Source organism: Halomicrobium sp. HArcel3 (assembly GCF_058933135.1).
In genome coordinates this window covers 135,509-159,912 of the sequence record NZ_JBZYDN010000005.1, presented here as the reverse complement: position 1 = coordinate 159,912, position 24,404 = coordinate 135,509, and the positions used below count along the sequence as shown (strand labels likewise).

23 protein-coding genes are annotated in these 24,404 nt (G+C 68.4%); 16 read left to right on the top strand and 7 right to left on the bottom strand.

Annotated features, from left to right (window positions below; translation table 11 throughout):
• Complete coding sequence (locus AC5FRV_RS14280; protein WP_089813105.1) at nt 1–300, bottom strand: AbrB/MazE/SpoVT family DNA-binding domain-containing protein; 300 nt, start codon at nt 298–300, stop codon at nt 1–3.
• 281 nt (nt 301–581) lie between these two features.
• Between AC5FRV_RS14280 and AC5FRV_RS14275 the strand changes: the two genes are divergently transcribed.
• Nucleotides 582–1,142, top strand: a complete 561-nt coding sequence (locus AC5FRV_RS14275; protein ID WP_493561862.1) for a MaoC family dehydratase — start codon at nt 582–584, stop codon at nt 1,140–1,142.
• Nucleotides 1,143–1,214: 72 nt separating this feature from the next.
• Here AC5FRV_RS14275 and AC5FRV_RS14270 read toward each other — a convergent pair whose 3' ends face one another.
• Nucleotides 1,215–2,063 carry an alpha/beta fold hydrolase gene (locus tag AC5FRV_RS14270; RefSeq protein ID WP_493561756.1) on the bottom strand — a complete coding sequence of 283 codons (849 nt, stop codon included), beginning with the start codon at nt 2,061–2,063 and terminating at the stop codon, nt 1,215–1,217.
• A gap of 171 nt (nt 2,064–2,234) precedes the next feature.
• On the opposite strand from AC5FRV_RS14270, the gene AC5FRV_RS14265 reads away from it, so the two are divergent.
• A complete protein-coding gene (locus tag AC5FRV_RS14265) occupies nt 2,235–2,597 on the top strand; it encodes a hypothetical protein (RefSeq protein ID WP_493561755.1) in 363 nt (120 codons plus the stop codon).
• 49 nt (nt 2,598–2,646) lie between these two features.
• On the opposite strand, the gene AC5FRV_RS14260 is transcribed toward AC5FRV_RS14265, so the two are convergent.
• On the bottom strand, nt 2,647–4,044 hold the full coding sequence (locus AC5FRV_RS14260) for an oxidoreductase (protein ID WP_493561754.1): 1,398 nt from the start codon (nt 4,042–4,044) through the stop codon (nt 2,647–2,649).
• A 557-nt stretch (nt 4,045–4,601) separates the two neighbouring features.
• On the opposite strand from AC5FRV_RS14260, the gene AC5FRV_RS14255 reads away from it, so the two are divergent.
• Nucleotides 4,602–5,072: a phosphopantetheine adenylyltransferase gene (locus tag AC5FRV_RS14255; protein WP_493561753.1), complete on the top strand. Its 471-nt coding sequence runs from the start codon at nt 4,602–4,604 to the stop codon at nt 5,070–5,072.
• Nucleotides 5,073–5,087: 15 nt separating this feature from the next.
• Here the strand turns inward: AC5FRV_RS14255 and cgi121 are convergent, their stop codons facing one another.
• Together cgi121 and AC5FRV_RS14245 are read right to left on the bottom strand one after the other, a co-directional pair.
• Entirely contained in the window at nt 5,088–5,588 is a 501-nt protein-coding gene (cgi121, locus tag AC5FRV_RS14250) for a KEOPS complex subunit Cgi121 (RefSeq protein ID WP_493561752.1), read from the bottom strand.
• A complete protein-coding gene (locus AC5FRV_RS14245) occupies nt 5,588–8,080 on the bottom strand; it encodes an ATP-dependent DNA helicase (RefSeq protein ID WP_493561751.1) in 2,493 nt (830 codons plus the stop codon). Before AC5FRV_RS14245 ends, cgi121 begins: the two co-directional genes overlap by 1 nt.
• Before the next feature lie 102 nt (nt 8,081–8,182).
• On the opposite strand from AC5FRV_RS14245, the gene AC5FRV_RS14240 reads away from it, so the two are divergent.
• From AC5FRV_RS14240 to AC5FRV_RS14230, 3 genes are all read left to right on the top strand, one after another.
• Nucleotides 8,183–9,433, top strand: a complete 1,251-nt coding sequence (locus AC5FRV_RS14240; RefSeq protein ID WP_493561750.1) for a response regulator — start codon at nt 8,183–8,185, stop codon at nt 9,431–9,433.
• A 116-nt stretch (nt 9,434–9,549) separates the two neighbouring features.
• A complete protein-coding gene (locus tag AC5FRV_RS14235; protein WP_493561749.1) occupies nt 9,550–9,795 on the top strand; it encodes a ferredoxin in 246 nt (81 codons plus the stop codon).
• 227 nt (nt 9,796–10,022) lie between these two features.
• The gene (locus AC5FRV_RS14230) at nt 10,023–11,429 is read left to right on the top strand and encodes an FAD-dependent oxidoreductase (RefSeq protein ID WP_493561748.1); all 1,407 of its coding nucleotides are present in this window, start codon (nt 10,023–10,025) and stop codon (nt 11,427–11,429) included.
• A gap of 294 nt (nt 11,430–11,723) precedes the next feature.
• On the opposite strand, the gene AC5FRV_RS14225 is transcribed toward AC5FRV_RS14230, so the two are convergent.
• The gene (locus AC5FRV_RS14225; RefSeq protein ID WP_493561747.1) at nt 11,724–12,986 is read right to left on the bottom strand and encodes an outer membrane protein assembly factor BamB family protein; all 1,263 of its coding nucleotides are present in this window, start codon (nt 12,984–12,986) and stop codon (nt 11,724–11,726) included.
• Nucleotides 12,987–13,151: 165 nt separating this feature from the next.
• Here AC5FRV_RS14225 and AC5FRV_RS14220 point away from each other — a divergent pair, with 165 nt between their 5' ends.
• From AC5FRV_RS14220 to AC5FRV_RS14195, 6 genes are all read left to right on the top strand, one after another.
• Nucleotides 13,152–14,624 (top strand): MATE family efflux transporter, encoded by a 1,473-nt coding sequence (locus AC5FRV_RS14220; protein WP_493561746.1) that lies wholly within the window; start codon nt 13,152–13,154, stop codon nt 14,622–14,624.
• A gap of 92 nt (nt 14,625–14,716) precedes the next feature.
• The gene (locus tag AC5FRV_RS14215) at nt 14,717–15,433 is read left to right on the top strand and encodes a plastocyanin/azurin family copper-binding protein (protein WP_493561745.1); all 717 of its coding nucleotides are present in this window, start codon (nt 14,717–14,719) and stop codon (nt 15,431–15,433) included.
• Between the two features lie 138 nt (nt 15,434–15,571).
• The gene (locus AC5FRV_RS14210) at nt 15,572–15,667 is read left to right on the top strand and encodes a hypothetical protein (RefSeq protein WP_493561744.1); all 96 of its coding nucleotides are present in this window, start codon (nt 15,572–15,574) and stop codon (nt 15,665–15,667) included.
• Complete coding sequence (locus AC5FRV_RS14205; RefSeq protein WP_493561743.1) at nt 15,667–16,452, top strand: DUF7089 family protein; 786 nt, start codon at nt 15,667–15,669, stop codon at nt 16,450–16,452. Before AC5FRV_RS14210 ends, AC5FRV_RS14205 begins: the two co-directional genes overlap by 1 nt.
• A 753-nt stretch (nt 16,453–17,205) precedes the next feature.
• On the top strand, nt 17,206–17,631 hold the full coding sequence (locus tag AC5FRV_RS14200) for an HIT family protein (protein ID WP_493561742.1): 426 nt from the start codon (nt 17,206–17,208) through the stop codon (nt 17,629–17,631).
• Nucleotides 17,632–17,830: 199 nt separating this feature from the next.
• Entirely contained in the window at nt 17,831–19,996 is a 2,166-nt protein-coding gene (locus AC5FRV_RS14195; RefSeq protein ID WP_493561741.1) for a hypothetical protein, read from the top strand.
• Here AC5FRV_RS14195 and AC5FRV_RS14190 read toward each other — a convergent pair.
• A complete protein-coding gene (locus tag AC5FRV_RS14190) occupies nt 19,993–20,163 on the bottom strand; it encodes a DUF7503 family protein (protein ID WP_493561740.1) in 171 nt (56 codons plus the stop codon). The two genes, AC5FRV_RS14195 and AC5FRV_RS14190, sit on opposite strands and share 4 nt — an antisense overlap.
• A 192-nt stretch (nt 20,164–20,355) precedes the next feature.
• Between AC5FRV_RS14190 and AC5FRV_RS14185 the strand changes: the two genes are divergently transcribed.
• The 4 genes from AC5FRV_RS14185 (at nt 20,356) to ddfA (ending at nt 24,376) form a co-directional block, all read left to right on the top strand.
• Nucleotides 20,356–20,985, top strand: coding sequence for a DUF7504 family protein (locus AC5FRV_RS14185; RefSeq protein ID WP_493561739.1), 630 nt, complete (start codon nt 20,356–20,358; stop codon nt 20,983–20,985).
• A gap of 53 nt (nt 20,986–21,038) precedes the next feature.
• Nucleotides 21,039–21,623, top strand: coding sequence for a HalX domain-containing protein (locus AC5FRV_RS14180; RefSeq protein ID WP_493561738.1), 585 nt, complete (start codon nt 21,039–21,041; stop codon nt 21,621–21,623).
• A 443-nt stretch (nt 21,624–22,066) separates the two neighbouring features.
• Nucleotides 22,067–24,010: an MEDS domain-containing protein gene (locus AC5FRV_RS14175; RefSeq protein ID WP_493561737.1), complete on the top strand. Its 1,944-nt coding sequence runs from the start codon at nt 22,067–22,069 to the stop codon at nt 24,008–24,010.
• A gap of 108 nt (nt 24,011–24,118) precedes the next feature.
• On the top strand, nt 24,119–24,376 hold the full coding sequence (gene ddfA, locus AC5FRV_RS14170; protein ID WP_493561736.1) for a DdfA family disk-determining factor: 258 nt from the start codon (nt 24,119–24,121) through the stop codon (nt 24,374–24,376).
• Nucleotides 24,377–24,404: the final 28 nt, after the last annotated feature.

The window sequence follows — 24,404 nt, the reverse complement described above, 5'->3', positions numbered from 1 at the left end:
TTACTCGTTTCGGGAACGTTTGACCGGGAGGACGAACGCCTGCACGATGTCGCCTTCCTCGATGTCCAGGGCCTCGCGCTCGGCGTCCGGGATAGATATCCGGCCGCCGCTCTGCACGCGGGTCTTGAACGCAGCCGTCTGGCTCATCGCGCCGAGCTGGTTCATGTCCATGCCGGACATCCCGGCGCCCAGCATCTGCTGCATCATCTCCTGCTGGCGTTCTATCGCTTGCTCGCTCATCTCCTGCATCCCTTTGAACATCGGGGGCGTCCACGGCAGGGCGTCGTCCTCGTCGGTCATCTGTCAACAGAGTCTACATCCTTCGCAGGGATAAAGATTGCGCTCGTTACCATCTGCTACCATATGCTACCATAGAAATCCCTCAATAGGCTCGAAAATCACTCGCCCGCTGCCGTCTTCGACAGTCGAATGTCCTGTTTACGGCCCTGTGACCCCGTCAACGAGCCTCGATCCGATTCACCACCATGCTTTAATAGCACCAGTCCCAAACACGGCTGTCGATGAGTTCTGAATCGCACCGGAGTACGCTGTTGGATACCTGGACGGAGACCTCCACGCACATGTTCAACAGCGTCGTCGCGGCCAACCGGGCCGCGTTCGCCGCGTTCGGCGTCAATCCCTCCGAGGAGGACGGCGTCGTTGCCGATCCGACGGAGCGGATCGAGGCCGACGAGGACCTGCCGGAGTGGCACGTCGAACTGAGCGAAGACCACCCGGACCGGCTGGGCGTGGGCGACCGCGTCGAGTTCACGAAGACCATCTCGGACGACGACGTGCGCAAGTTCGCGGCCGCCAGCGGGGACACCAACCCGCTCCACCTCGACGAGGAGTTCGCCAGCGAGACCCGGTTCAAGAGCCGGATCGCCCACGGCGGGCTCGTCGGCGGGCTCATCAGCTCCGCGCTGGCGCGCCTGCCCGGGCTGACTATCTACCTCTCCCAGGATCTCGAGTTCCACAACCCGGTCCACATCGGTGACGCCGTCACGGCCGAGGTCGAGATCGTCGAGGATCTCGGCAACGACCAGTTCCGGCTCACCACCCGCGTCGTCGACGCGGGCGACGTCGTCATCGACGGCGAGGCCGTCGTCCTGATCGACGACCTGCCCGAAGACGACGACTGACCGGACGGACGCGGCTCGACTTCTCGCTTACTTTCGATTTTCGACGGTTTTCGCTCCCGAGCGTCGCGATCGCTACGACAGACAGAAGTCGCGCACGAGCCCGTTGAACTGCTCCGGTCGCTCGCGAGGCACCCAGTGACCGCACCGGTCGAACACCCGTAGCTCCCCGTCGCTCAGCCGCGTACTCGCGTCACGCGACCACGACACCGGGAACAGCGGGTCGTGCTCGCCGTGGACCAGCAGCGTCGGCGTCGACAGCCCGCCGAGCCGCGACCGGTAGTCCGTCCGCAGGCCGTGGGGCCGGAACTCGTGGCGCTGCCAGCTCCGGAGCGCGTCCATCGACCGACTCGTCACCGTCCCGTGGACGTCGTCGACCAGCTCTTCGGGCACCGACGACCCGAGCAGTCCCTGGAGGTTGGTTCGCACGCCCGCGCGTGAAGAGACGCTGCCCCAGAGGAAGCTACTCGCGAAGGGGATGCGCAGCGCCGCGCTCGCTGCCTGACGCCAGTAGGCGTCCGCGCCCAGGCCGTAGCTATCGACGAGGACGAGCCGCTCCGGCGACCCGCCGTCGAGCGCGTGGCCCAGGGCGACGGCACCACCCATCGAGATGCCGACTAACCCCGCACCCCGTATTCCCATCGCTTCGAGGAACGCAGCCAGCACGTCTACGTAGTAGTCGGTCGTATACGTGCGGTCGACCCCGTCACTCTCCCCGTGGCCCGGCAGGTCGAGCGCGTACACCGAGAACTCGTCGGCCAGCGCCGGGAGGGCGTGGCGCCAGGAGACCGCCGCGGCGTCGAGGCCGATGCCGTGGAGGAAGACGAGCGGCGGCCCGTCGCCGCCGTGGAGGTAGCGCACGTCGACGTCGTCCCCGTCCACGGCGAGGGACGCGGTACTGGTCCGGATTGGTGGGCGATTCATCTGATACCACTCACGGCCCGACGGGAATGAACGTTCTGCCGGACGCCCGGCGTCGCGGTGTCGGGTGTCAAGCCGAGACGAGACGGGAGAGACGCGCCGCAACGATCGTTTCACTCCATAAATGATGGCTGAAAAAACTTTATATATTAAATACACGTCTTTTAGAACTGTATGTCAGACGATGACGCACAGCAGATGAGCCGACGAGCACTGTTACGGAAAACCGCAGCGACGGGGGCCGTCGGGGCCACAGGTATCGCGACGGCGTCCATCTCGGCGACGGCGGCCAGCTTCGAACCGGGCGACATCGTCGAGGTAACCAGTTACCACGTGCCGACGATGACCCGGTGTTGCGACTTCCACGAGCTCTGTCCCGGAGGAGACCGGCAAAAGGGCGACACCGGCGAAGTCGTCGGGACGTGCGACCGGGGCGGGAACGACAGCTACGTCTGGGTACAGGTTTACTGGCACAACCTCCGCGGAAGCCGCTCGGTCACGTACATCGACGACTGGTACATCGAACACGCCGACTGATCCGGCGACGTCGCGGCAGACGCGACGCCGACCACGGTGGTCGAGTGACTCAGTCCTCGCCCGCACCGGTCCCCGAGTCCGTTTCGTTCCGCTTTTGCCCGTAATACTCTCCTGCCCGCTCCAGTCGCGCCCGTTCGCGGACGACCGACGGCGTTCGACATCGGCCTGGCTCGCCGGCCACCTGCGGAATCGTGCAGTTGTTACAGCTCTCGCACAGGGCGTCCGCCCCGTCCAGCAGCCGCGTTCCCAGCCGCGGCTCGGCGTAGAACGGCCGGCCCATCCCGACCAGGTCCGCCGCGGGCTCACAGCTTGCACCGGCTCGGTCGCCATCGGCGCCGCTGCCGCCGTCGTCACCGAGCAACCGGTCGCACGTCGCCCGCTCGCGAATCCCGCCCTCGCAGAGCACTGGTACGTCGACCCGCTCGCGCACGGCCTGGCAGAACCCGGCGTTCCAGCCCGACTCGTCGCCGAATTGCGTCGCCTGCAACCGATTGAGAAGTTCGACTGCCCGGGCCCGCCACGGCCCGCCGAAGGCCGTCGCGTAGTCGTTCTGCAGGTCCGCGGCGTCCCACGCCCGGTCGGGAAACGCTCCCCGAACGACGCTCATGTCCCAGAACGTCGAGACCTCGACCGGAACCAGCGCGTCGTAGCCGACCGCCGCGAGTCGCTCGGCGATGGCGACGCCGTCCGCCGCCGAGAGGGACCGCCGAACGATGGGAGGGGCGGCAGTCTCTGCCGGCACTTTCGTCGCGAGCGGAACGTCGCCCGCGTGGTCGCGGACGGCGTCGTGGACGACCTCCAGAAAGCGAACGCCGCCGCGGCCGTCCGCTCCGGTCCCGAACTCGTCGTCCCGGCGGTTGTAGAACGGCGAGAGGAACTGCTGGACGATGCCCATGTTCGCCCCGGAGAGGTGAATGCCGTCGTAGCCCGCGTCGACGGCGTAGCCCGCACAGCGACCGAACTGCTCGGCCAGGTCGTACACCTCCGCCGCCGAGAGGACGCGCGGGTCCAGGTCGATCAGCCCGGCGTGGTCGAGCGCCCGGAGCTGCCACGGCGGTTGTGAGACCGCCAGCTGGGAAACGTCCGGATTCCGCTGGCGGTGTTCGGCGTGCCACACCTCCAGGCTCCGCAACCCGCCGTGGCCGAGCTGGATAAATATCTTTCCTTCGTGTGCATGAATCGCGTCGGTGAGCCGCTGGAGTCGGGCGACGAAGTCGGGGTCGTGGACCCGCGTCATGTTCGGCGCCGCACAGCCGCTCTCGGCGCTGACGATGCTCGCCCCCTGGAAGATCAGACCCACGCCCGAGGCCGCCGTGGGTTCGAGTTCGTCGATAAAGCGGTCGACGGCGTCGGGACCGTTGCCCGCGCATTCGAGCAAGGGCGCGCGATAGAGACGGTTCGGCACCGTGAGGCCGCCGATGTCGATGGGGTCCTCCAGGCTCGCCATCGACTTCTGATACGGCCCGGTCCGGTGGTAAGGCTGGTGGGGCTACGGGAATTTCAAGCTGGTTCGATCGCCGCAACTGAACTCGGTGACGCCACTACCAACAAGAAAGCCCCGCCCGGCTGACCTCCCGCGGCTCGCTGCCCTCCTCAGTCGCTGCGCTCCCTGCGGTGCTTATTCCGGAAGACTCGCTTCGCTCGTCTTCCGACGTTCGCCTCGTTGCACTCGGCTCACCTTCGCCGGGGTTCGGCCACCTGGGCGCCCCTTTCAGTCCCACCCACTGGATGATCCACGGGGCGGAACTGAAAGGGGCCGGGCGTTCACGGAGCGAGAACCGTCAAGCACCGTGGTTCGAGAGAGCGAAGCTCTCTCGTCATCACGAAAGGCGCTGCGCGCCTTTCGAACGACAGCGTCAGCGAGGAGCGCAGGCGGGTTCGCAGCCCGTGAACGCCCGGGGGCTTTCTTGTTGTTTGCAGAGGTTGCTCCGGCAGTTTCGTACTCAGATCATCCACGTCCGACCCGATTCTTATCCCCTCTCCGAGCGAACCGTCGTCACGAGAATGAAAGTCGCAGTCGCGGGGACGTTCGGTCCCATCCACGACGGGCACCGGAACCTGTTCGAGCACGCCCTGCAGTACGGCGACGAGGGCGTGCTGGTCGCGGTGACGAGCCAGGAGATGGCCACGTCGTCTCGCACGCGGGAGGTCCCGTCGCTCGAAGATCGCACAGCGGCGGTCCGGGAAGAGTTCGACGCCCTGAACGAGTGGAATCGCGAAGTCGAGATTCGAACCCTCGACGACGAGCACGGTATCGCATCGACCGACCCCTCTATCGACGCACTGGTCACCTCGCCCGAGACGGCCGAGGAGCTGGCGGACATCAACGAGAACCGCCGGGCACGCGACCTCGAACCAATCGAGGGAATTCTCGTCCCGTACGTCCTGGCCGACGACGGCGAGCGCATCTCGTCGACGCGCGTGGTCGCCGGCGAAATCGACGAATACGGGCGGGTCCTCTGTGACGAAAACTGAAGCGGCTCCTCCCGACTACTTCTCCACGGTCAACAGCGCGACGCGCTCGCGGACCAGGTCGGCCAGGGTGCCGTCCGTCGCCGCCAGTTCCCGGTCCCCGACGTCGAAGAACTCGCGGACACGCTCGTCGTCGTACTCTCCGAGAGTGCTGGCCGGTTCCAGCAGGTCGGCGACGACGGCCACGGCTCCCGATTCGTCGCCATCGCCACTGGCATCGTGCACGACCACGACGACGGGCGTCTCGCCCTCGTCGACGCCCATCTCCAGCGCGCGGTTGATCTGGCGGCGGCCCGCGGCGTAGAGCAGGATCTCGACGCTCCGGTCGCGGGCGATGGCGTCGTCGCGGGTGAACGCGCGGTCGGCCAGTTCGACGGCGCGTTCGAGGTGCTCGCGGTCGACGACGTAGCGGGCGTCGAACGCCTGGACGGCGACGCCGTACTCGTCTCCGACGGCGCCGAGACGCTCGACGAATCCGTTCACGTCGTCCACGGTCGCCGTCCCCTCGACGAGTTCCATCAGAAGTCACCCAGGCTGGACTGGTCTTCGTCGTCTTCGGCACTCTCCGACGGGATACCTCCGCCGTCGCCGCTGGCTGTGCTTCGCTCTCGCCGCTCGTAGGAGACGTCGTCGCTCGGTTCCACACCCTCCATCGACGGGTCGCGGTGGCCGGCGTTCTCCAGGACGTTCTCGGCGGTCTTCTCCCGTCCCCGCAGTGCCGCCAGGACGACGGACTTGTCGGCGTCCCGGAGGTCGGCGCGGGTCTCGATGCCGGCGTCGAACAGCCGGCGGGCGCGCTTGCGGCCGACGCCGCGAATCCCGGCCAGGTCGACCAGTTCCTCGCGGACGCCGTGTTCGACGCGCGTTCGGGCCTTCCGGACGCCCGGCGTCGCGGCGAGGTCGAGTTCGCTTGCCAGCGACTCGGCGGCGCCGAGCAGCCACTGGGCCGTCTCGACCTTCCCGCGGATGTCGCCCGGGCCGACGCCGTAGCGTTCGGTTATCTGGTTCTCGTCGATTTCGTCGGCCCAGTCTTCGAGGAGGCGCGCCGTCTTCAGCGCGGAGAGCCAGTCGTCGAAGCGGTTGTCCTCGTACTCGGAGGGCATCGCGCCGAGGAACTCGTCCTCGCGCTCGTAGGCGACCATCGAGTACTCCTCCTGGTCGCCCGAGCGGAGGTAGAGCTGGTACATGTCCGGCGTGCGCGAGACGAGGTGGTACAGGCCCATCGCCGTCGGGTCCGGGATCTCGTCGTCGTCGCCGTCCTCGTCGCCGGCTCCCCTATCGTCGTCCGATACCAGGTCGCTGGCGGTCGTGAAGCCCGGCGGCTCGCCGTCCGCGTCGGCATCCCCCGCATCGGCAGCCGCCCGTCTGTCGTGGGGCGACTGGGTCTCCTGCTGCCCGGCGGTCCGCTCCCACTCCCGCAGGCCGTCGATGATCTCGGCGGCGCTCATCGGGTCGAGGTAGAGCCGCGAGACGGTGTGACCCAGCGAGGTGGCAGAGAGTTCGTCCCCCTCCCGTTCGAGGAAGTCGTTGACCTGGAGGTAGGCGAGTACGTCGTCGACCACCGCTTCGAGCCGGCCGCTCTCGGTGGTCTGGGTGGCGTACAGCGTTCGGTCGAGGAAGTCGAGCAACCCCTCGCGCGAGCGGGCGAAGCCGCTGGCGACGGTGGCCAGCAGGTGGGTCCGGAGCGCTGGCTCGGCGGCGAGTTTCGAGCGGACCGGTTCGGGGTCGGCCCAGACGTAGCGCTCGAACAGTTCGTCGAGTTCGTCGTGGCTGTTTGCCAGCAACACGGCCTCGCCGTAGGGGTCCAAACCCGGACGACCGGCCCGACCCATCATCTGGTGGACCTCCAGCACGGAGAGTGGCTGCATGCCGCCGGCGGTGCCGTCGTAGCGGCGCCAGTCGCGGACGACGACGCGGCGACTGGGCGTGTTGACCCCCGCGGCGAGCGTCGGGGTGGCGCTGACGACCTTCAGCAGCCGGTCGCGGAAGGCGTCCTCGACGAGTTCTCTGTGGCCCGGCGACAATCCTGCATGGTGGAAGGCCGCGCCGCCCGCGACGGCGTCGGCCAGGTCGTCGCTCGTCTCGGTGTCGCTGACGTCCCGTATCTCGCTGGCGACGCCCTGGAGCTTCTCGCGTTCTTCGCCGGAGAGGTACGGCTCGACGGTGTTGGCCAGCCGGCGGGCCGCCGCCTCGGCGTTCCGGCGGGAGTTGACGAAGACGAGCGTCGACCCCTCGTCCTCGAGCGTGTCGCGGACGATGGCGGCGGTGGGCTTCTCGTTGCCCCGCACAGGGAGTTCGCTCTGGCTGCCGTCCTCCAGGTGGAGCGCCTGGCCGTAGTGGACGCCCTTCTGGAGTTCGATGGGGCGCCAGTCCGAATCGACGAGGTGGGCGTCGAGCCACTCGGCGAGTTCGGCGGCGTTGCCGATGGTCGCCGACAGCGCGACGGTCTGCATGTCCGGGTTGATGCGGCGGAGTTTCGCGAGCGTGACTTCGAGTGTCGGGCCGCGCTCGCCGTCGTCGACGAGGTGGACCTCGTCGGTGACGACGCAGGAGAGGTCTTCGAGCCACGGCGCGTCGTTGCGGACCAGGGAGTCCACCTTCTCGCTGGTCGCGACGACGACGTCCTTGCTGGCGAGCCACCCGCCCTCGGACTCGTAGTTGCCGGTCGAGACGCCGACGTCGAGGCCGTACTGCTCGAACTCCTCGAACTCGGCTTTCTTCTCGCTCGCGAGCGCGCGTAGGGGGACGATGTAGAGGGCGGTCCCGCCGGCCGCCCGCTCGTCGTCCGCTGCTTCGTCGCCCGAAGCGGTCCCGGCGATAGCGGATAGCATCGCTAACTGCGCGATGAGCGTCTTCCCGCTGGCGGTGGGGATGCTCGCGACGAGGTTCTGTCCCCGCGTGACGCCGGCTTCGACCGCCTCGGCCTGGGGCGGGTACAGCGACTCGATCCCCTCGTTGCGGAGGTGGTCGGGTAACCAGTCGGGCACGCTCGGCAGATCCGCGACGTCCATTAGGGCGACCTTTGCCCCTCCCGCCGTTTAAACTGTCGCCCCTTCCCGGTGTGTGCTAGTCGGCCACAAGAAATTAACCCGCCACGGTCCTACCCCGATGTCATGGCTACTGTCGAGGAGCCGATCAGGGTTCTCCTCGTCGACGACGACCCCGACCTCGGGGCCGTCACTAGCATGCATCTCGAACGTCGGGACGGCGCGTTCGAGACGCAGGTCGCCCACGGCGCCGCCGAGGCGCTGGACGTCCTCGACGGCGACGTCGACTGCATCGTCAGCGACTACGAGATGCCCGAGCGAGACGGCCTGGACCTGCTCCGTGAGGTCCGCGAGTTCGACGCGACGCTGCCGTTCGTCCTCTTCACTGGCCGCGGCAGCGAGGAGATCGCCAGCGAGGCCATCTCGGCCGGCGTCACCGACTACCTCCAGAAAGGGACCGGGACCGACCAGTACGCCGTCCTCGCCAACCGGATCCGCAACGCCGTCGCCCACCGGCGCTCGGTCGAGGCCGCCGCCGAGACGAAGTCCCGCTACCAGACGCTCGTCGAGAGCTCCCCGAACGCCATCCTCGTCCACGACGGCGAGGCGATCCGGTACGCGAACGAGCGACTCGTCGAACTCGCCGGCGCCGCCGACGCCGCCGAGGTGTACGGCTGCGACCCGGTCACGCTGGTCCACCCCGACGACCGCGAGCGCCTGGCCGACCGGGTCGACCGCGTGCTCCGGGACCGGGAGCCCGCCGGCTGGCTCTCCTGGCGCCTCCGCCGGTTCGACGGCGAGATTCGCAGGGTAGAGAGCCAGGCCGCTCCGGTCGTCTTCGAGGGCGTCCGCGCCTCGCAGGTCGTCCTCCGTGACGTCACCGACCGCTACTGCCGGGAACAGCGCCTGGAAGCGCTCCACGACGCGACCAGACGTCTGCTCGTCGCCGAGGACCGCGGGACCGTCGCCGACGTCGCGCTCGACGTCGTCGAGAACGTCTTCGACGAGTCCGTCGCCGTCGTCTGGGAGTACGACTCCGGCGGCGACAGCCTCGCCCCGCTCGCCGCCACCGAGAACGCCACTCGCATCGCCGAGAAAGCGGGCCTCGAAGCCGGCGTCTCGCCGCTCCCCGACTGGGCCGTCGAGATGACCGTCTTCGAGGCGGGCGACCCCCGCGTCGTCGAGGAGTACGGCGACCGCGAGGACGCCGTCACCGACGCCTTCGAGACTCTCTTCATGTATCCGCTCGGTGAGCACGGCCTGCTCGCCATCGGTTCGACCACTCCGCGGACGTTCGACGACGCCGAGCGCGACCTGGTGGGCATCCTCGCCCGCTCCGTCGCCGCCACGTTCGACCGTCTCGAGAACGGCGGGTAGCACTGCCGGGTCGGCATCCGGCCGAACTGTGTGAGGCCGGGCTCGGGAGATGAACGCAGTGAGTCTATCGGCGCACATCCCGAACGCTAAGGGTCGTCCGGACCAATCCCCCACTAATGCGAATCGAGTACGACCGCGACACCTGCATCGGGATGTTCCAGTGCGTCGCCGAGTGGGACGCCTTCGAGCGGGACGAGGACGCCGGCAAAGCAGTCCTCACGGATAGCGAGGAGACAGAGGACGGCCTGTTCGTCCGCGAGGTGCCCGAGGGGTCGGAACTCGACGCCAAGTTCGCGGCGCGGGCCTGTCCGGTGGAGGCCATCACCGTCTACGACGACGACGGCGAACAGATCGTCCCCTGAGGCGGCCGCCAGAGTCCGCCCGGTCGCCACGAACTCGTCCACGCCACGAACTCGTCCACGTCCCGCACCCGTCCACGCCGTCGATCGCACGCCGGCACTGCCGACTTTGGGTGACACACTCTCGCATTTTCACGCCTTCTAACAGAATGTCAGATAGTGTGGATTAAGTATGAGACGCACTGTGATACCATCGAGCGACTGCGATATCGCCGGACAATTCAGGATCCATGGTTGACACTTACGACCTCGTCATCGTCGGCGGAGGCATCAGTGGCGCGTCGCTGCTCTACACCGTCGCGAAGTTCACGGACGTCGAGCGCGTCGCGCTACTCGAGAAGGAGGATGAGATCGCGGCGATCAACTCCCACCACACGAACAACTCACAGACGCTGCACTTCGGGGACATCGAGACGAACTACACCCTGGAGAAGGCCGAAGACGTCAAGGAGGGCGCCGAGCTGCTTGCCGGCTACCTCGAGAGCGTCGACGCGGACCGTGAGATGCACAGCAAGCGCTCGAAGATGGTACTGGCCGTCGGCGAGGACGAAGTCGCCGAACTCGAGGAGCGCTACCACGAGGAGGGCTTCGGCGACCTGTTCCCGAAGCTCGAACCGATCGGGCGCGAGGAGATCGCCGAGATCGAACCCGCCGTCGTCGAAGGTCGGGACCCCGACGTCCCGATGCTGGCGCTGCAGACGCCCGACGGCTACGTCGTCGACTACGGCATGGTCTCGAACTCCCTCGTCGAGGCCGCCCGCGCGGAGGCCGGCGTCGACGTACGCACTGGGACCGAGGTCCGCGACATCCGGGAGACCGCCGACGGGTTCACCATCGACACCGAGGAGGCCCTCATCGAGGCCGAGGCCACGGTCGTCGCCGCCGGCTCCCACAGCCTCCAGATCGCCCAGGAGATGGGCTACGGCGAGGACCTGTCCCTGCTCCCCGTCGCTGGCAGCTTCTTCCTGGCCGACGACCTGCTGAACGGGAAGGTCTACACCCTGCAGATGAAGAAGCTCCCCTTCGCCGCGGTCCACGGCGACGCCGACGTCCACGACGGCTCGATCACCCGGTTCGGTCCGACGGCGAAGGTCGTCCCGACGCTCGAACGCGGCGAGTACGAGACCGTTCAGGACTTCCTCGACGTGTTCGGCCTCAGTGCCGACTCGTTCCTCAGCTACGGGAACATCCTCGCCGACCGGATTCTCCTGCCGTACGTCCTCCGGAACCTCGTCTACGACGTCCCGGAGGCCGGCGGGCGCGCCTTCCTCCCCCACGTCCAGAAGGTCGTCCCGAACGTCGAGTTAGATGACATCGAGCGCGCCGAGGGCTACGGCGGCGTCCGCCCGCAGATCGTCGACACCTCCCAGAAGTCCCTGGACATGGGCGAGGCCAAGATCGTCGGCGACGGCGTCATCTTCAACATCACGCCCTCGCCGGGCGCCTCGACCTGCCTGAAGAACGCGATGAAGGACACGCACACGCTCGTCGACTTCTTCGGCGGCGAGATCGAGTTCGACGAGGAGAGCTTCCGCGAGGCAACCATCGGGAACTTCCCGCGTGCCGACGGGGCCACGGCGGACGGTGCGAGTGACGCGACCGTCGACGAGGCCGACGCGGCGGCTGCCGACGACTGACCGCTCCGGTCCTTTCTTCGACGACTCGCCGGCGGGTCGCTCGACTGCTTCGCGGGCGTCGAGCGGAGCGAGTGCGACGGCGACCCGGTGTCCCCGGCCGGCTCACGGAGCCGTCGAACGAGGCCGTCGATTCCGTCCGAGTGGGACGCCTACCCAGTCTCCCGCCGTTTCGTTTCCCGGCCGCCTGGATCCGTGCGTACTCACGGGGCGCTGTCGTCCGGATGGCTTCTTCCTGCGAGAGAAGACCCGCGACAGGGAGTTCCGTTCGCCGCTGCACCGGATCGAGTAGCTCGTTTACTCGCTTCCCCCCGCCACCCCGATGGCGTGGATCTCGTCGTACGTGCCGTTCTCGCCGTGGAACTGGGCGTAGATATGGCCGTCCGCGACGGCGAAATCGACGAGGGTGCGGCTCGACCACGGGTCGACAGCGTCGGTATGGTACCGCCAGCGCATCTCGCCGGACGACGGGTCGATACCGTAGAACGTGCCCTTGCTGTTCGCCGTGACGAGGAGGTCACCGACGCGAGCGACACCGGGCTCCCAGTCCCGCCTTCCGCAGGCCGCATCGTCCGTGAAGCGCCACTCGACGGACCCGGTGGCGGCGTCGAGTGCGACGAGCGGCGTGTTGGGCTGGCCGTCTGACACGTAGACGCGGTCGTCGTCGACGACCGGTGAGGTCGGATAGTAGCGGCGTACCTCGTCAGACACGTAGCGCCAGATGCGGTCGCCCGTGTCGAGGTCGTACGCGTCGAGCGCCCCTTCGGTGGCCGCGTAGAGCACCCCGTCGGACACGACCGGGGCCCTGACGAGATCGAATTCGAAGACGCGCTGCTCGCCGCCGTTCGCGGCATCGAGTTCCGCGACGCGGTGGTCGGATTCGAAGAACACGGACCCGCCGGCGACGGCCGGTGGTGTCTCGTCCACGTTCCGGTCGGTCTGCCACAGCTGGTCGTAGCTCTCGACGTCGACTGCGGTGATCGTGTTCCGATCGTTGTTGAGGACGTAGAGCGTTCCGTCGGCGACTGCCGGCGGGGCGACGACGGGCGGCGTGGCATCGATCTCGTCGGCCGTCAGTCGCTGTTCGAGTCGCTCGCCCGTCTCGGCGTCGAGCTTTATGAGGCGCATGCTCGTTGCGACGTGGAGCGATCCGTCCGCCGCGACGATCGTTCGGGGGGTCTGGGTGAGTTCGGCGCTCCAGACTTCCTCACCCGACTCGGCGTCGAACGCCCAGACTCCGGGGGTCTGGTCGTTGGTGCTCTGGCGGGCGTCGTACACCAGCCCGCCGGCGACGCAGGGGTCCTGGGTTTGATCCCCGTATATCCCGTTTTCGGCGGTCCACAGCGTTTCCGGTGTCGTCTGGGGTGCCGTCCCCGCCGGATTGTAGCCGGTGTTGCCGCTGTCGAACTTGAACCGGGGCCAGTCGGTGGGGTCAGCCGCCGAAGTCGCACCGTTCCGTTGGCTCGTGCCGTTGCTCGTCTGTCCTGACACCGCCGTGGCGAAACCGGTCGCGCCGATCGCCGCACCGATCGTTCCGATGAATGTTCTTCGTGTGGACATGACTTCGATCCGCCACCTCGGGGGACGGGGACTTACTTAACGACCCGCTAGATCACACCGAATCCCGTCGAGCGACAAAAGACGTATGCCGTCCTGCCGCGGATTCCACCGGGTTCGCCCGTTCGTCCGAAAACGACAGGACCCTCCCGCGCACACTCCGAGTAGATGGTCCGCGACGTCCCGCGTCGGCTCATCGAAGGATTTCCCGCGTTCCTCGCGCGCCTCGGCCTCGTAGAGCGCGAGAAGGCCACCGAGGCGCTGGATCTCGCTGCGCCGGTGATGGTCACCGGCGCCCTCCGCATCCTGCTGCGCATCGCCGACTTCGCGATGGTCGGGCTGGCGCTCGGCGACGCCGCTATCGCGGGGCTCGAACTGGGCTTCCAGTACTACTTCGTCGGCTTCGGGCTCTCCTTGGCGATCACGTCGGGGACGATCAGCGTCGTCTCCCGGCTCCAGGGGGCGGGCGACCCGGCGCGAGCCGACCTGGCGGTCAAGCAGTCGCTGTGGCTCGGCCTCGCCATCTCCATTCCGCTCACGCTGGTCTCGTGGTTCCACGCGCCGGCGCTGGTCGACGTGCTCACGGACGACCCGGACGCCATCCGGAACGGCGCGACCTACCTCTCTATCGTGATGATCGCGCTCGTGCCGCGCTTCTGGAGCATGATCGCCGCGCGAGCGCTGGCCGGCAGCGCGGACACGCGCACGCCGATGTACGTCCGCCTGCTCACCCTCCCGACGAACATCGCCCTCAACGCCGTGCTCATCTTCGGGCTCGGCCCCGCTCCGGAACTCGGCATCGCCGGCGCGGCCATCGGCACCGTCGTCGCCAACGCCATCGCCGGTGTGGTCTTTTTCGCGCTGCTGGTCTCCGGGCGCTACGTCGTCACTCTCCGCCTCGGTGGGCGGCAGTTCGACCTCGGGCTCATCACCGAGATCGTCCGCGTCGCGTTGCCGCTGACCGGGATGCGACTGCTCCAGACGTTCGCCCGCTTCCCCTTCCTGTTCGTGCTGGGCACCATCGGGACGCCCGTCGTCGCGGCCTACGCCATCGGCAACCGCGTGATGCAACTCGCGCTGATGCCCGCCTGGGGCTACTCGACGGCGGCGAGCACGCTCGTCGGTCAGCACGTCGGGTCGGGCGACGACCGGTCGGCGACGGACTACGGCTGGCAGACGTTGCGTATCGCGCTGGTCACCCAGCTGATCATCGCCGTCGTCGTGGTGGCGTTCGCTCGCCCCATCGCCGCCGCCTTCGGCACCGAGAACCCCGACCTGACGGTGCAGTTCGTCCGGGCGTTCGCGCTGGGCGTCGCCGGCTTCAGCGTCTCGCGGACGATGCGCGGGAGCCTGCGCGGCGCGGGCGACACGCGCTGGCCGCTGTACGGGACCGTTCTGGGGGCCTACGTCTACCGCCTCCCCGTGGCCTTCCTCGCGCTCCCGGTGGGGTTCACCGTGACCGCTCCGCTCGTCGGCGTCACACTGGCGCCCGGCCTCGGCTGGGGATTACCAGCCATCTACGCCGCCATCGTCGGCGACTTCTACCTGAAGGCCGCCGTCAACACGGGCCGGTTCTGGTCCGGGAAGTGGCGCGACGTGGCTCGCGCATCGGGCGTCGGTGCGGGCGCCGGTGACGACTGACGGCCGCGGGGATGGGCCCGTACCACCTCTCTAAGGCCGCTACGTAGTACGTCGCTAGTAATGGTGGGGGCACTCCTCTGGTATCTCGAACGATGTCCGATCCGACGCTGACGCGACGCCGGATGGCCGCACTCGCGGGGGCCTCCGCCGCGTCGCTGGCCGGCTGTAGCGGGATACTGAACGATTCGTCGCCCGAGGAGGCGACCGACGCCGGAAGCGGTGGCGGTGGGAGTGACGGCGCCGCCGACGAGACTGGCGCCGGTGACGACGGGAGCGGCGGTGGCGGCGACGGCTCCGATTCGGAGAACGGCAGCGAGGCCACCGACGGCTCCGACGCAGCGGAAACCGAGACCATCCCGCTGCAGTCGGAACCCAGGGACAGTCTCACGGTCTCGATGGTGGCGGGCGACGACGGCACGAAACTCCAGTTCGACCCGCCGCTGGTCTGGGTGGAGACGGGCGGCACGGTCACCTGGGGCCTCGAGAGCGGGAACCACTCGGTGACGGCCTACCACCCCGACAACGACCGCCCGCAGCGGATCCCCGAGGACGCGTCGTCCTTCGACAGCGACGTGCTCGCGGAGTCGAACCCGACCTTCGAGCACACCTTCGAGACGCCCGGCGTCTACGACTACTACTGCGAGCCCCACCGGGCCAACGGCATGGTCGGGACGGTCGTCGTCGGCCGGCCGGACCCGGACGGCAAGTCGGGCCTCGCCGACCCCCAGGACGAACTGCTCGACGCCGCCAGCGAGTCGATCACGAGGCTGAACGAGCGAACGCGGACGCTGCTGGAGGATGCGGACTGACGTGGACTGACGACGGCAGGCCGGCGGCGGTCGATGCTCGTCGTCGCTGTCGATGCTCGTCGTTGCCGCCACCAGGGATGCTCGTCGTCGCTGCCGAGAACTGAAGCTTTAATGTCGGCCCCTTTCGAAACTCAACGTATGAGCAAGGCAACGAAGATCGTCGTCGGCACGGTCGGTATCTCCGCACTCCTCTCGCTCCTCGTCGTCGCCAGCTTCGTCCTCGTCTCGGCGTGATGTTCTCGGAACGCCCCCTCGACGGCGAGGTGGCGACGGTCCGGGAGCGCCACGTCCCGGACGCGGTCGTCCGCGACTGCGAGCGCGACTTCGAGACGCTCGACCCCGCGGTCGCCGAGGACCTCCTCCTCCTGACCGACTCGGTCGACCCGCTCTCCTACCCCGACCACTGGGTGCCCGCCGACGCGCCCGAACCGCTCCACCGGCTGGCTTCGACGGCCTTCTCCGTCGGCATGCCCGGCGACGGCGGCGTCGCCTGGACTCGCCAGACCGACCCGCCAGTCGTGCTTGTCAAGCCCCGCCTCGAAGGCTCGCCCGAGGACTTCGTCGACTTCCTGCTCGCCGAGGCGTTCGTCGAGGTGGGTCTGGACCTCCCCGAGCACTTCCTGGGCTTCTTCGAGGACCGCTACGCCGACCTCGCCGACGCCGTCGACGGGCGGCTCGACCCCGCCGGCACCTACCAGCTCGCCGCCGCGCTGTTCGACGCCTACGTCGGCCGCCACTCCCGCGAAGTCTTCGCCGACTGGGAGGGTAACCTCCCTCGCCTCCACGCCGCCTGGGTCGACGCCGGCCAGCGCCTGGAACCGCGGCTCTCGGACCTGAGCGAAGAGGTCGCGATGGGCCGGACCGACTTCGCCGCCGCGGCGGAACTGGCCTGTTCCGCAGTGAAACACGACGTGGAACTGCCGACTCCCTTTGCAGCGCTGGACACCCAGGCCTACCGCGAGTACGGCGCCGAGTACGCCGTCACCTGGGCCGAGAAGACGGTCGAATCGCTGGACTAGGAGCAGTTTGGGCTGGTCGTCATCGAGTGGTCTTCGGTCTCATCTTCAGGACTTAGAGGACGAGTACCGATGCCAACAGCCAGAAAGCCCTCGGCGCGCCCTCTGCAGTCAGCATCAATACAGCAAACAGAGGAAAGCCCTCGGCACGCTCGTGACTCCGCGACTCGTTGCGCTCCTCGCTAGCGCTGCGGTACTTACGTCGTCGGGGAGCCGACGACCGCGCCTCGCCCTTTCAGTCCTCCAGGCACCGCAGCCCTGCCCTTCCCCTGGTCGCGCGATGAAACGCGCTCCCGGCCAACCGCCGCGCGGTTGCGGAAGGAAGCGTGATTCGCGGCGGACGCCGCGAATTCGGGGAGGAGTGGCGGACTCAATCGCGAGCGCCTCCGTGGCGCGAGCAACGCTGCCCCTGGAGGACTGAAAGGGCGAGGCACGGTCGGCGAAGTCCGAACCCGCAAGCACGCGAGGAACGAGCGCGCACAGCGGGTTCGCACGAGTCGAGCGGGCCGAGGGCTTTCGAGGTGTTTGCGGTATCGACGCCGACTCCAGAGAGCGGGCCGAGGGCTTTCGAGGTGTTTGCGGTATCGACGCCGACTCCAGAGAGCGGGCCGAGGGCTTTCGAGGCGTTTGTTGTATCGACGCCGACTCCTAGTGAGCGAACCGATCGATCTCCATCCGAAACGCGCACTCCGACAACCCGACCGAGAAGTGCCTCTCACACCAACTTTCATAGCCGGGCCGCTCGCATCCCCGCACATGGACTCGGACTGCATCTTCTGTCAGATCGTGGCCGGTGACATCCCCGCAAACGTCGTGGCCGAGACGGACGACGCCGTCGCCTTCCTCGACGCCAATCCGCTGACGCCGGGGCACACACTGGTCATCCCGAGGGAACACTACCACCGGCTGAACGACGTGCCCGACGACGTCGCGGCCGAGGTGCTGGGGCTGCTCCACGACGTCGTCCCGGCCGTCGAGGCGGCGGTCGACGCGCCCGCGACGACGGTGGCGTTCAACAACGGCGAGGCGGCGGGCCAGGAGGTGCCTCACGTCCACGGGCACATCGTCCCGCGGTCCGGTGACGACGGCCAGCGGCCGATCCACGCGCTCTTCGACGACCGGCCGGGCGTCGGCGACGAGGAGATGGACGACATCGCTGCGGCCATCCAGGCCGAGCGGTAAGCAGACGCGGTGGGCCAGCATGGCCGCAGGGACGGATCCGACGTGGGAAATAGCAAGCGGGCAACGGATTCGAACGCGCTGTGAGGAAGGCTTTTCTCCGGCTAGGATCTTGACACGGCACGAACGACGACGGCCGGCGTCCCGGACGGGACGCTGTGGCCTGTCGAGGACCGCATATGATGGACACCGACGACCGCACATGAGGGACACGACACCGGACGTCGAGCCGATCACTGGCCCCACCGGGATCCGGATCTCCGACCCCATCGAGAGCGCCCAGTTCACGCTCCTCACGCCCGTCCCGGTCCATCCGACCCGCGCGGACACCGACGCGTTCGCGCTGCCCGTCGACACCGCGGTGACCGTCGCCACGACCGAACTGGAGACGCCCCACCTCGTCGACGTCTGGGTCCGCGACGCGGACGTGAACCTCGTCGCCCAGTGTACCAGCGGCGAGTCGGTGTCGCTCCCCCCCGGCGAGTACTACGTGGAACTGTCCTCGGCCAAGATGAAGCTCTACCTCGGCGTCGAAGGGGGCGTCGACGTCGAACCGCGCGACGGTCGGGTCCGGCTGACGTTCCCCGACGCCGCGTCGGTGACCGTCGGCGCGCGCTCGTTCCACGAGCAGCCCGCGGCCACGATCCAGACGACGACCGACCCCGCGGACGTCGCGACGGCGCTGTCCCACCTCGGGTCGGCGCTGAAGACGCTCAGTTGCGAGCGCTCGTTCCCGACGCTCCGGGGGCACCCGCCGCTGATCGAACTCGGCCCGGAACTCGACGTCCCCGACGCCATCGAGGCGCCCGACACCGGCGTCACCATCGAGGTGCCGCCGGACCTGGGCCATCTCTTCCCCGTCGCGTCGCTAGCGTACTACCTCGGCGCGACCGTCGAGATCGGCGGAGAACCGGTGCTACGGGCCGACGGGGCATCCTTCCCGCTGGATGCCGACGGCGACGTCGAGGCGACGGTGACTCGCGTCCTTCGCCAGGCGTTCCTGCTGGACTGCGTCACGCGCACGGAGGGGTACTACGACGTCGACCTCCACGAGCGTGGTCTCGTCGAGGACGCGGTCGACCTGGACTTCGCGTCGCTGTACGACGAGCCGCTGGCCGCCCAGCTCCGCGAGTACCTCGCGGTCCCCTACGAGGCCATCGCCGGGGCCGTCCCGGCGTGGAAGCTCACCGCCGACGTCGTCCCGGACGCCGAGCACGTCTCCGCCCTCCCGTTCCTCGCGAACGAACTCGCGGCGATCCGCTGTCCGGCGGCGGCGACCCTGCACTCGCGCTCGCTCGACGACTCGACGCCCGAGGTGCGCTCGTTCTTCCGCGGCCAGCCAGGGGTCGACGTGGCCTGGTCGGGAGGCGCCACCGCCCGGCCGGGCTTCGTCCGCGGGTCGAACACCCGCTCCAGCGGTCCCGAACAGAACGACGACGAGTCGACTACCGACGAACTCGTGTTCGAACCGCCGCCGGCCGACAGCATCGAGCAGACCTACATCGGGTCGGGCGTCCCGCTCGGCGCGAGCAAGATATCCGTCGACCAGCTCTACCGCCGGCTGGCGGTCGAGCCCACGACCGACGAGCGCATCCGCGTCCTCGTGGTGTGTAACGACCCCGCGATGCGCGAGGAGAACGCCGTCGGCGACGTCTACGGCATGCGCGAGTGGATCGAGTTCGACATCACCACGCGCGAGGGGGTCACCACCGACGAACTCACCGACCTGCTCCGGGAGAACTACGACTTCCTCCACTACATCGGCCACGTCGACGACGACGGGATCCGCTGTGCCGACGGCCACCTCGACGCCCGCTCGCTGACCGAGGTGAACGTCGGTGCCTTCCTGCTGAACGCCTGCCAGTCCTACGACCAGGGCCAGGGGCTCGTCGACGCCGGCGCGCTCGGCGGCGTCGTCACGCTGACCGAGGTGCTCAACCGGACCGCGACGGAGATCGGGCGGACGGTCTCACACCTCCTGAACCAGGGATTCTCCCTGCTGTCGATGCTCGACCTGCTGGAGGAGAGCCATCGCCTGGCCCAGCGGTACATGGTCGTCGGTGACGGGAACGCCTCCATCGTCCAGAGCGAGTCGGGGACGTCGCTTTCGGCCACCGTCGAACGAGACGGCTCAGACCAGGTTCGGGTCGGACTGTACGGCTACCCGTCCAAAAACTACCACCTCGGCTCACTGTCGTCGGTCTACTTCGACGACCAGGACGTCCAGTATCTCAACTCGGGACTCTTCGACCGTTTCGTGATGACTGCCGACGAACTGGACGAGTTTCTGGAGATGGAGACGATTCCAGTGGTCGTGGACGACACGCTGTACTGGAGTAACGAGATCTCTTCGTCGACCGTGCTCTAGGGGCCTGCCGTCGTCCCGGCGATGGCACCTGCCGCCGCGCCGGCCTGGGTCAGCAGGACGAGCGCCATGAACAGCGCGCCGAGGAGCTTGGGGTGCGATTCGAGGAACGCCGCGGTCGTGGATTCTGTCTGGCTCATATCCATGTCGGTAGTGGATGCCAACTGCATTCAATTTATCTAAAGAAATGCAATATTTTAACCGTAAAAATAACTGTAAGAATACGAATCGAAACAGTCACTGAACGATAAAATACCCTGCAGTGGTGCGATTCTCCGGCCGAGAAAATACTTAAGAGGGTGTAGAATGCTATACCTAACAACGATTATGCCCCAACTGGGCGAACGCAGGTGGCCCGGCGCATGACCGGCTTCCCCCACCTCGACCAGGCGGCCCTCGACGACGCGACGAACGTCCTCCTCGTCGCACCGGAAGTCGGCCAGTCCGTCGAGTCGCTCTTCGCCGAACTACTGGTATCGCTCGAATCACCGCCGGACCACGTCGTCGGCGTGACGATGTCGAAGTCGCCGTGGGACTTCCTGGAGCCGTGGCGCCGGTCGTTCCCGCGCGGGTCGACATCGTTCTCGTTCGTCTCGACCGACGGCATCTCGCGGTCGGTGGCCGCCGCGGACACCACCGACGACGCCGGGACGGGTTCGGACGTCACGCACGTCGACGACGTCCTCCCCGTCGAGGCGTTCGGCCAGACCGTCGCCGACGAGGTGGCCGACCACGGCGCCGGAACGGCGATGTGTTTCTACTCGCTGACCGACCTGCTGGAGTACGTCGACGTGGAGACGGCCTTCGACTTCCTCCACGTCGTCCTCTCGCGCGTGCGACGCAACGGCGCCCGCGGCGTCTACCACGTCGACGCCGACGTCCACGACCCGGCGACGCTCGTCAAGCTGTCGACGCTGTTCGACCTCGTCGTCCAGTTTGACCGGAACCGGCCCCCTGGTGGCTCCGGGACTCCCACAGGGGGCCCGACGTGAGCGGGGCCGCTGGTGCCGGTCCGAGCGGCGGCCCCAGGCCGGAGTGAGTGACTATGGACAGGACATATCTAGACGACGCCGAAGTCGGTATCGGTACGAGGAACGACGCGGTGCTGGTGTGTGTGACCGACGGGACCGAGCGGGCGCGGCTGGCGTCGGTGCTCAGGCAGGACTACCCGGTCCGGACGGCCGACTCCGAGTCCGACGCGCTCGCCAGCCTGGACGGCAACGTCACCGTCCTCGTCGTCGACGAGACGAGCGACGAGTTCGCCCTCGACCGCCTGGTCGAGACGGGCACGGAGCGCGACTGTCGCTTCCAGGTCGCGGCCATCGCCGACGCGCCCGTCGCCGAGTCGCTCCGCGACCGGTGTGACGGGGTCGTCGAGAACCCGATCGACGACCAGACGCTCCGGACCACGGTCCGCTGGCTCCACCGCCGCGGCCGGTACGACCGGACGCTCGCGACGTACTACTCGCTCTCGGAGCGCTACGCCGAACTCGTGACGGGCACTGACGCGACCGCCGACGAACTGGCCTCCGTCGAGGAGCAACTCGCCCGGCTTCGCGAGGAACTCGACGACGTCGGCGACTCGCTGGAAGACGGCGACGCCTTCGAGGTCGCGCTGTCCCGGGACTGATACTGTCGGTTGTCCCTTTTCACCGGCGTCCCGACGAGCATGGCGAGTCGGGGCTCGGGAGACGAGTGCAGCGAGTCTGCCGGTGTTCGACGTGACCGGTGCCGTCGAACGACTGTACGGGCGTACAACAGACACCACGATCCGGGTTCGTCCGACCGCCCGTGGCGCGGCCGGCCTGGTCCTTGAACCGGCGGGGTCCTCGGTCATTTTCGAGTGCCTACGGTGCGAGGAACGGTGAATCGTCGCCTGCTGGCGGTCGGTCCCGACCGCTGCCGACTGGGGTACCTAAAGAGCTAGGCCATGCCCCCTTCACTTCGTATCGCATACGCACTTCGTACGCGCGTTGTCGGTCGTCGCCGGTGAAATCGGTGGCCCGGGGAGGGGAGGAACGGAAGGGCCGTCACCGACCATCGAGCGCGACCGCGACGACGAGCGACTCTCCAATGCAACACCCTCTCGGATCCGACGCCAGCGGCGGTGGTGACCTCCTGGGCGCCGAGCAGCGGCGGATCGACGCCGCGTTCGACCACGGCGGCCCGGCCAACCACGCGGCCCTCCTCTACGAGAGCCGGGACGAGCAGTTCGGGGCCGCCGTCCCGTTCGTCCGCGCGGGCCTGGAACGCGGCGACCGATGCCTCTACGTCGTCGACGACACCGCGACGGCCGACGTCGTCGCGGCGATGGAACGGGCGGGACTCGCCGTCGCGGCGGCCCGAGAGACGGGGCAACTCACCTTCCACTCGACGGACGACGTCTACCGCTCTGGCGGGTCGTTCGACCCGGCGGAGACGATCGAGTTCCTGGACGAGACGGTGTCCGACGCCGTCGAGAACGGGGGGTACGACCACGTCAGGTTCACCGCCGAGATGACGTGGGCGGCCGGTGGCGAGCGCGGCGCGGTCGCCGACGCGCTCGTCGAGTACGAGGCGACGCTCAACGACTTCTGGTCGGACGTGCCGATGACCGGCCTCTGCCAGTACGACCGCGGCCAGTTTCCGCCGGCCGTGTTGCGGGACGTCGTCCGGACCCATCCCAGACTGGTCGCCGACGGGGCGGTCTGTCCGAACGCGTTCTACGTCCCCCCGGACGAGTTCCTGGCCGACGGCCCGACCGAGGCGACCGTGGACCGCCAGCTCGACGCCGTCCGCGCCCAGCGCGAGCGTCGGGTCAGTGCCCGGTCGTACCGGCAACTCGTGGGGGACGTAATCGCGGCCCTGGTGACGGCGTCGGCCCGCGAGGCGGTCGACTGTGAAGTCTGCGACGCCCTGACCGACGTCCCGGGCTGGCGCTTCGCCTGGGTCGGGGAGACGAACGCGACGAGCGACCGACTCACCCCGAGAGCGACGGCCGGGGAGTCTGCGTCGTACCCGGACGACGTGCCAGTCGCCGCGACGGCCGATCTGGCGGCGGAACCGGCAGGCCGCGCGGCGGCAACGGGTTCGGTGCAGGTCGTCGACGACGTCGGCGCGGCGACCGACGACGCCGACTGGCGAGGGGCGGCCCGCGACCGCGGGTTCGACGCCGTCGCCGCCGTGCCCCTCGTCTACGAGGGCGTCTCCTACGGGGTGGTGTCCGTCTACGGCGACGAACCGGGGGCCTTCGACGACCGGGCGCAGTCGGTGCTCGCCGACGTCGGGCGGGCGGTCGCCTTCGCCTGCAACGCGATGGACCGGCGCCGGGCTCTCGTCAGCGGCCGGGCGACCGAACTCGCACTCGCCCTCCCCGACGGCGACCCCTTCGTCGACTTCGCCGTCCGGACGGGCGAGACTGTCCAGGTGGACGGCGTCGTGCCGGAACCGGACGCGGACGGCGAGACGGCCGGTCGACTTGGCGTGTTTCTCACCGTCGAGGGGACGACCCCCGAACGGGTCGAGACGGCCGCGGCGGCGGTCGGCGCGTTCGCCTCGCTCTCCTTGGTCGCCGAGCGGGACGGCGAGGTGACCTACGACGCGGTCGTCGACGGCGAGGGACTGCTCGGCACGTTGCTCGACCACGCGGTCGTCCCGAAGTCGGTGGCGCCCGACGGCGAGGGCGGCCGCGCAGTCGTCCGACTTCCCCCGGGGACCGACGTCGCCTCGTTCGTCGGCATGGTCCGGGACCGATACCCCGGGACCGACCTGGTGGCCCGTCGCGAGGTCGAGACCGAGTCGACGACCCGGGCGGACTTCCGGGCGGCGCTGCGCGAGCGGCTCACCGACCGCCAGTGGGACGCGCTCCAGATGGCCTACCTGAGCGGCTACTTCGAGTGGCCCCGGGAGCGCTCCGGCCAGGAGGTCGGCGAGCGCCTCGACGTCAGCCAGCCGACGTTCAACCGCCACCTCCGGGACAGTCTCCGCAAGCTCCTGACGCCGATATTCGACGACGACGGCGGTGCCCGTCGGCGATAGCACTCCTCTGGGGCGACCCGATTCTACAGACGTACAAACAGCCGCTATCCGGGACGACGCGCAACACACTGTCGTGATAGCACCGTGAGCGAGCGACGACGAACGGTGATGACACTGGGGGACGAACAGGCGATCAGCCGGGCCGTGATCGAGACGGTCGCCGACGCGACGTCGCGCGACGAGATGGACCTGCCGCCGCTGTTCCGGACGATCGACCCGGAGGCTCTCGACGCGCTCCTCGCGCCCCGCCCGTCCGGGCGCGCCGAACCGCTGGCGCTCAGCTTCGAGTACGCCGACTGTCGCGTCTCCGTCGAGCGGTCGGACGCGGACGCCGTCGCGATCACGGCGACCGTCGAGGCGGAATGAGGCGCGTGTCTCACTGGTAGACGCCGTA

Coding starts and splice junctions, on each gene's coding strand:
- AC5FRV_RS14280 (WP_089813105.1), bottom strand. CDS start 300: ATGACCGACGAGGACGACGCCCTGCCGTGGACGCCCCCGATGTTCAAA.
- AC5FRV_RS14275 (WP_493561862.1), top strand. CDS start 582: ATGTTCAACAGCGTCGTCGCGGCCAACCGGGCCGCGTTCGCCGCGTTC.
- AC5FRV_RS14270 (WP_493561756.1), bottom strand. CDS start 2,063: ATGAATCGCCCACCAATCCGGACCAGTACCGCGTCCCTCGCCGTGGAC.
- AC5FRV_RS14265 (WP_493561755.1), top strand. CDS start 2,235: ATGTCAGACGATGACGCACAGCAGATGAGCCGACGAGCACTGTTACGG.
- AC5FRV_RS14260 (WP_493561754.1), bottom strand. CDS start 4,044: ATGGCGAGCCTGGAGGACCCCATCGACATCGGCGGCCTCACGGTGCCG.
- AC5FRV_RS14255 (WP_493561753.1), top strand. CDS start 4,602: ATGAAAGTCGCAGTCGCGGGGACGTTCGGTCCCATCCACGACGGGCAC.
- cgi121 (WP_493561752.1), bottom strand. CDS start 5,588: ATGGAACTCGTCGAGGGGACGGCGACCGTGGACGACGTGAACGGATTC.
- AC5FRV_RS14245 (WP_493561751.1), bottom strand. CDS start 8,080: ATGGACGTCGCGGATCTGCCGAGCGTGCCCGACTGGTTACCCGACCAC.
- AC5FRV_RS14240 (WP_493561750.1), top strand. CDS start 8,183: ATGGCTACTGTCGAGGAGCCGATCAGGGTTCTCCTCGTCGACGACGAC.
- AC5FRV_RS14235 (WP_493561749.1), top strand. CDS start 9,550: ATGCGAATCGAGTACGACCGCGACACCTGCATCGGGATGTTCCAGTGC.
- AC5FRV_RS14230 (WP_493561748.1), top strand. CDS start 10,023: ATGGTTGACACTTACGACCTCGTCATCGTCGGCGGAGGCATCAGTGGC.
- AC5FRV_RS14225 (WP_493561747.1), bottom strand. CDS start 12,986: ATGTCCACACGAAGAACATTCATCGGAACGATCGGTGCGGCGATCGGC.
- AC5FRV_RS14220 (WP_493561746.1), top strand. CDS start 13,152: ATGGTCCGCGACGTCCCGCGTCGGCTCATCGAAGGATTTCCCGCGTTC.
- AC5FRV_RS14215 (WP_493561745.1), top strand. CDS start 14,717: ATGTCCGATCCGACGCTGACGCGACGCCGGATGGCCGCACTCGCGGGG.
- AC5FRV_RS14210 (WP_493561744.1), top strand. CDS start 15,572: ATGAGCAAGGCAACGAAGATCGTCGTCGGCACGGTCGGTATCTCCGCA.
- AC5FRV_RS14205 (WP_493561743.1), top strand. CDS start 15,667: ATGTTCTCGGAACGCCCCCTCGACGGCGAGGTGGCGACGGTCCGGGAG.
- AC5FRV_RS14200 (WP_493561742.1), top strand. CDS start 17,206: ATGGACTCGGACTGCATCTTCTGTCAGATCGTGGCCGGTGACATCCCC.
- AC5FRV_RS14195 (WP_493561741.1), top strand. CDS start 17,831: ATGAGGGACACGACACCGGACGTCGAGCCGATCACTGGCCCCACCGGG.
- AC5FRV_RS14190 (WP_493561740.1), bottom strand. CDS start 20,163: ATGCAGTTGGCATCCACTACCGACATGGATATGAGCCAGACAGAATCC.
- AC5FRV_RS14185 (WP_493561739.1), top strand. CDS start 20,356: ATGACCGGCTTCCCCCACCTCGACCAGGCGGCCCTCGACGACGCGACG.
- AC5FRV_RS14180 (WP_493561738.1), top strand. CDS start 21,039: ATGGACAGGACATATCTAGACGACGCCGAAGTCGGTATCGGTACGAGG.
- AC5FRV_RS14175 (WP_493561737.1), top strand. CDS start 22,067: ATGCAACACCCTCTCGGATCCGACGCCAGCGGCGGTGGTGACCTCCTG.
- ddfA (WP_493561736.1), top strand. CDS start 24,119: ATGACACTGGGGGACGAACAGGCGATCAGCCGGGCCGTGATCGAGACG.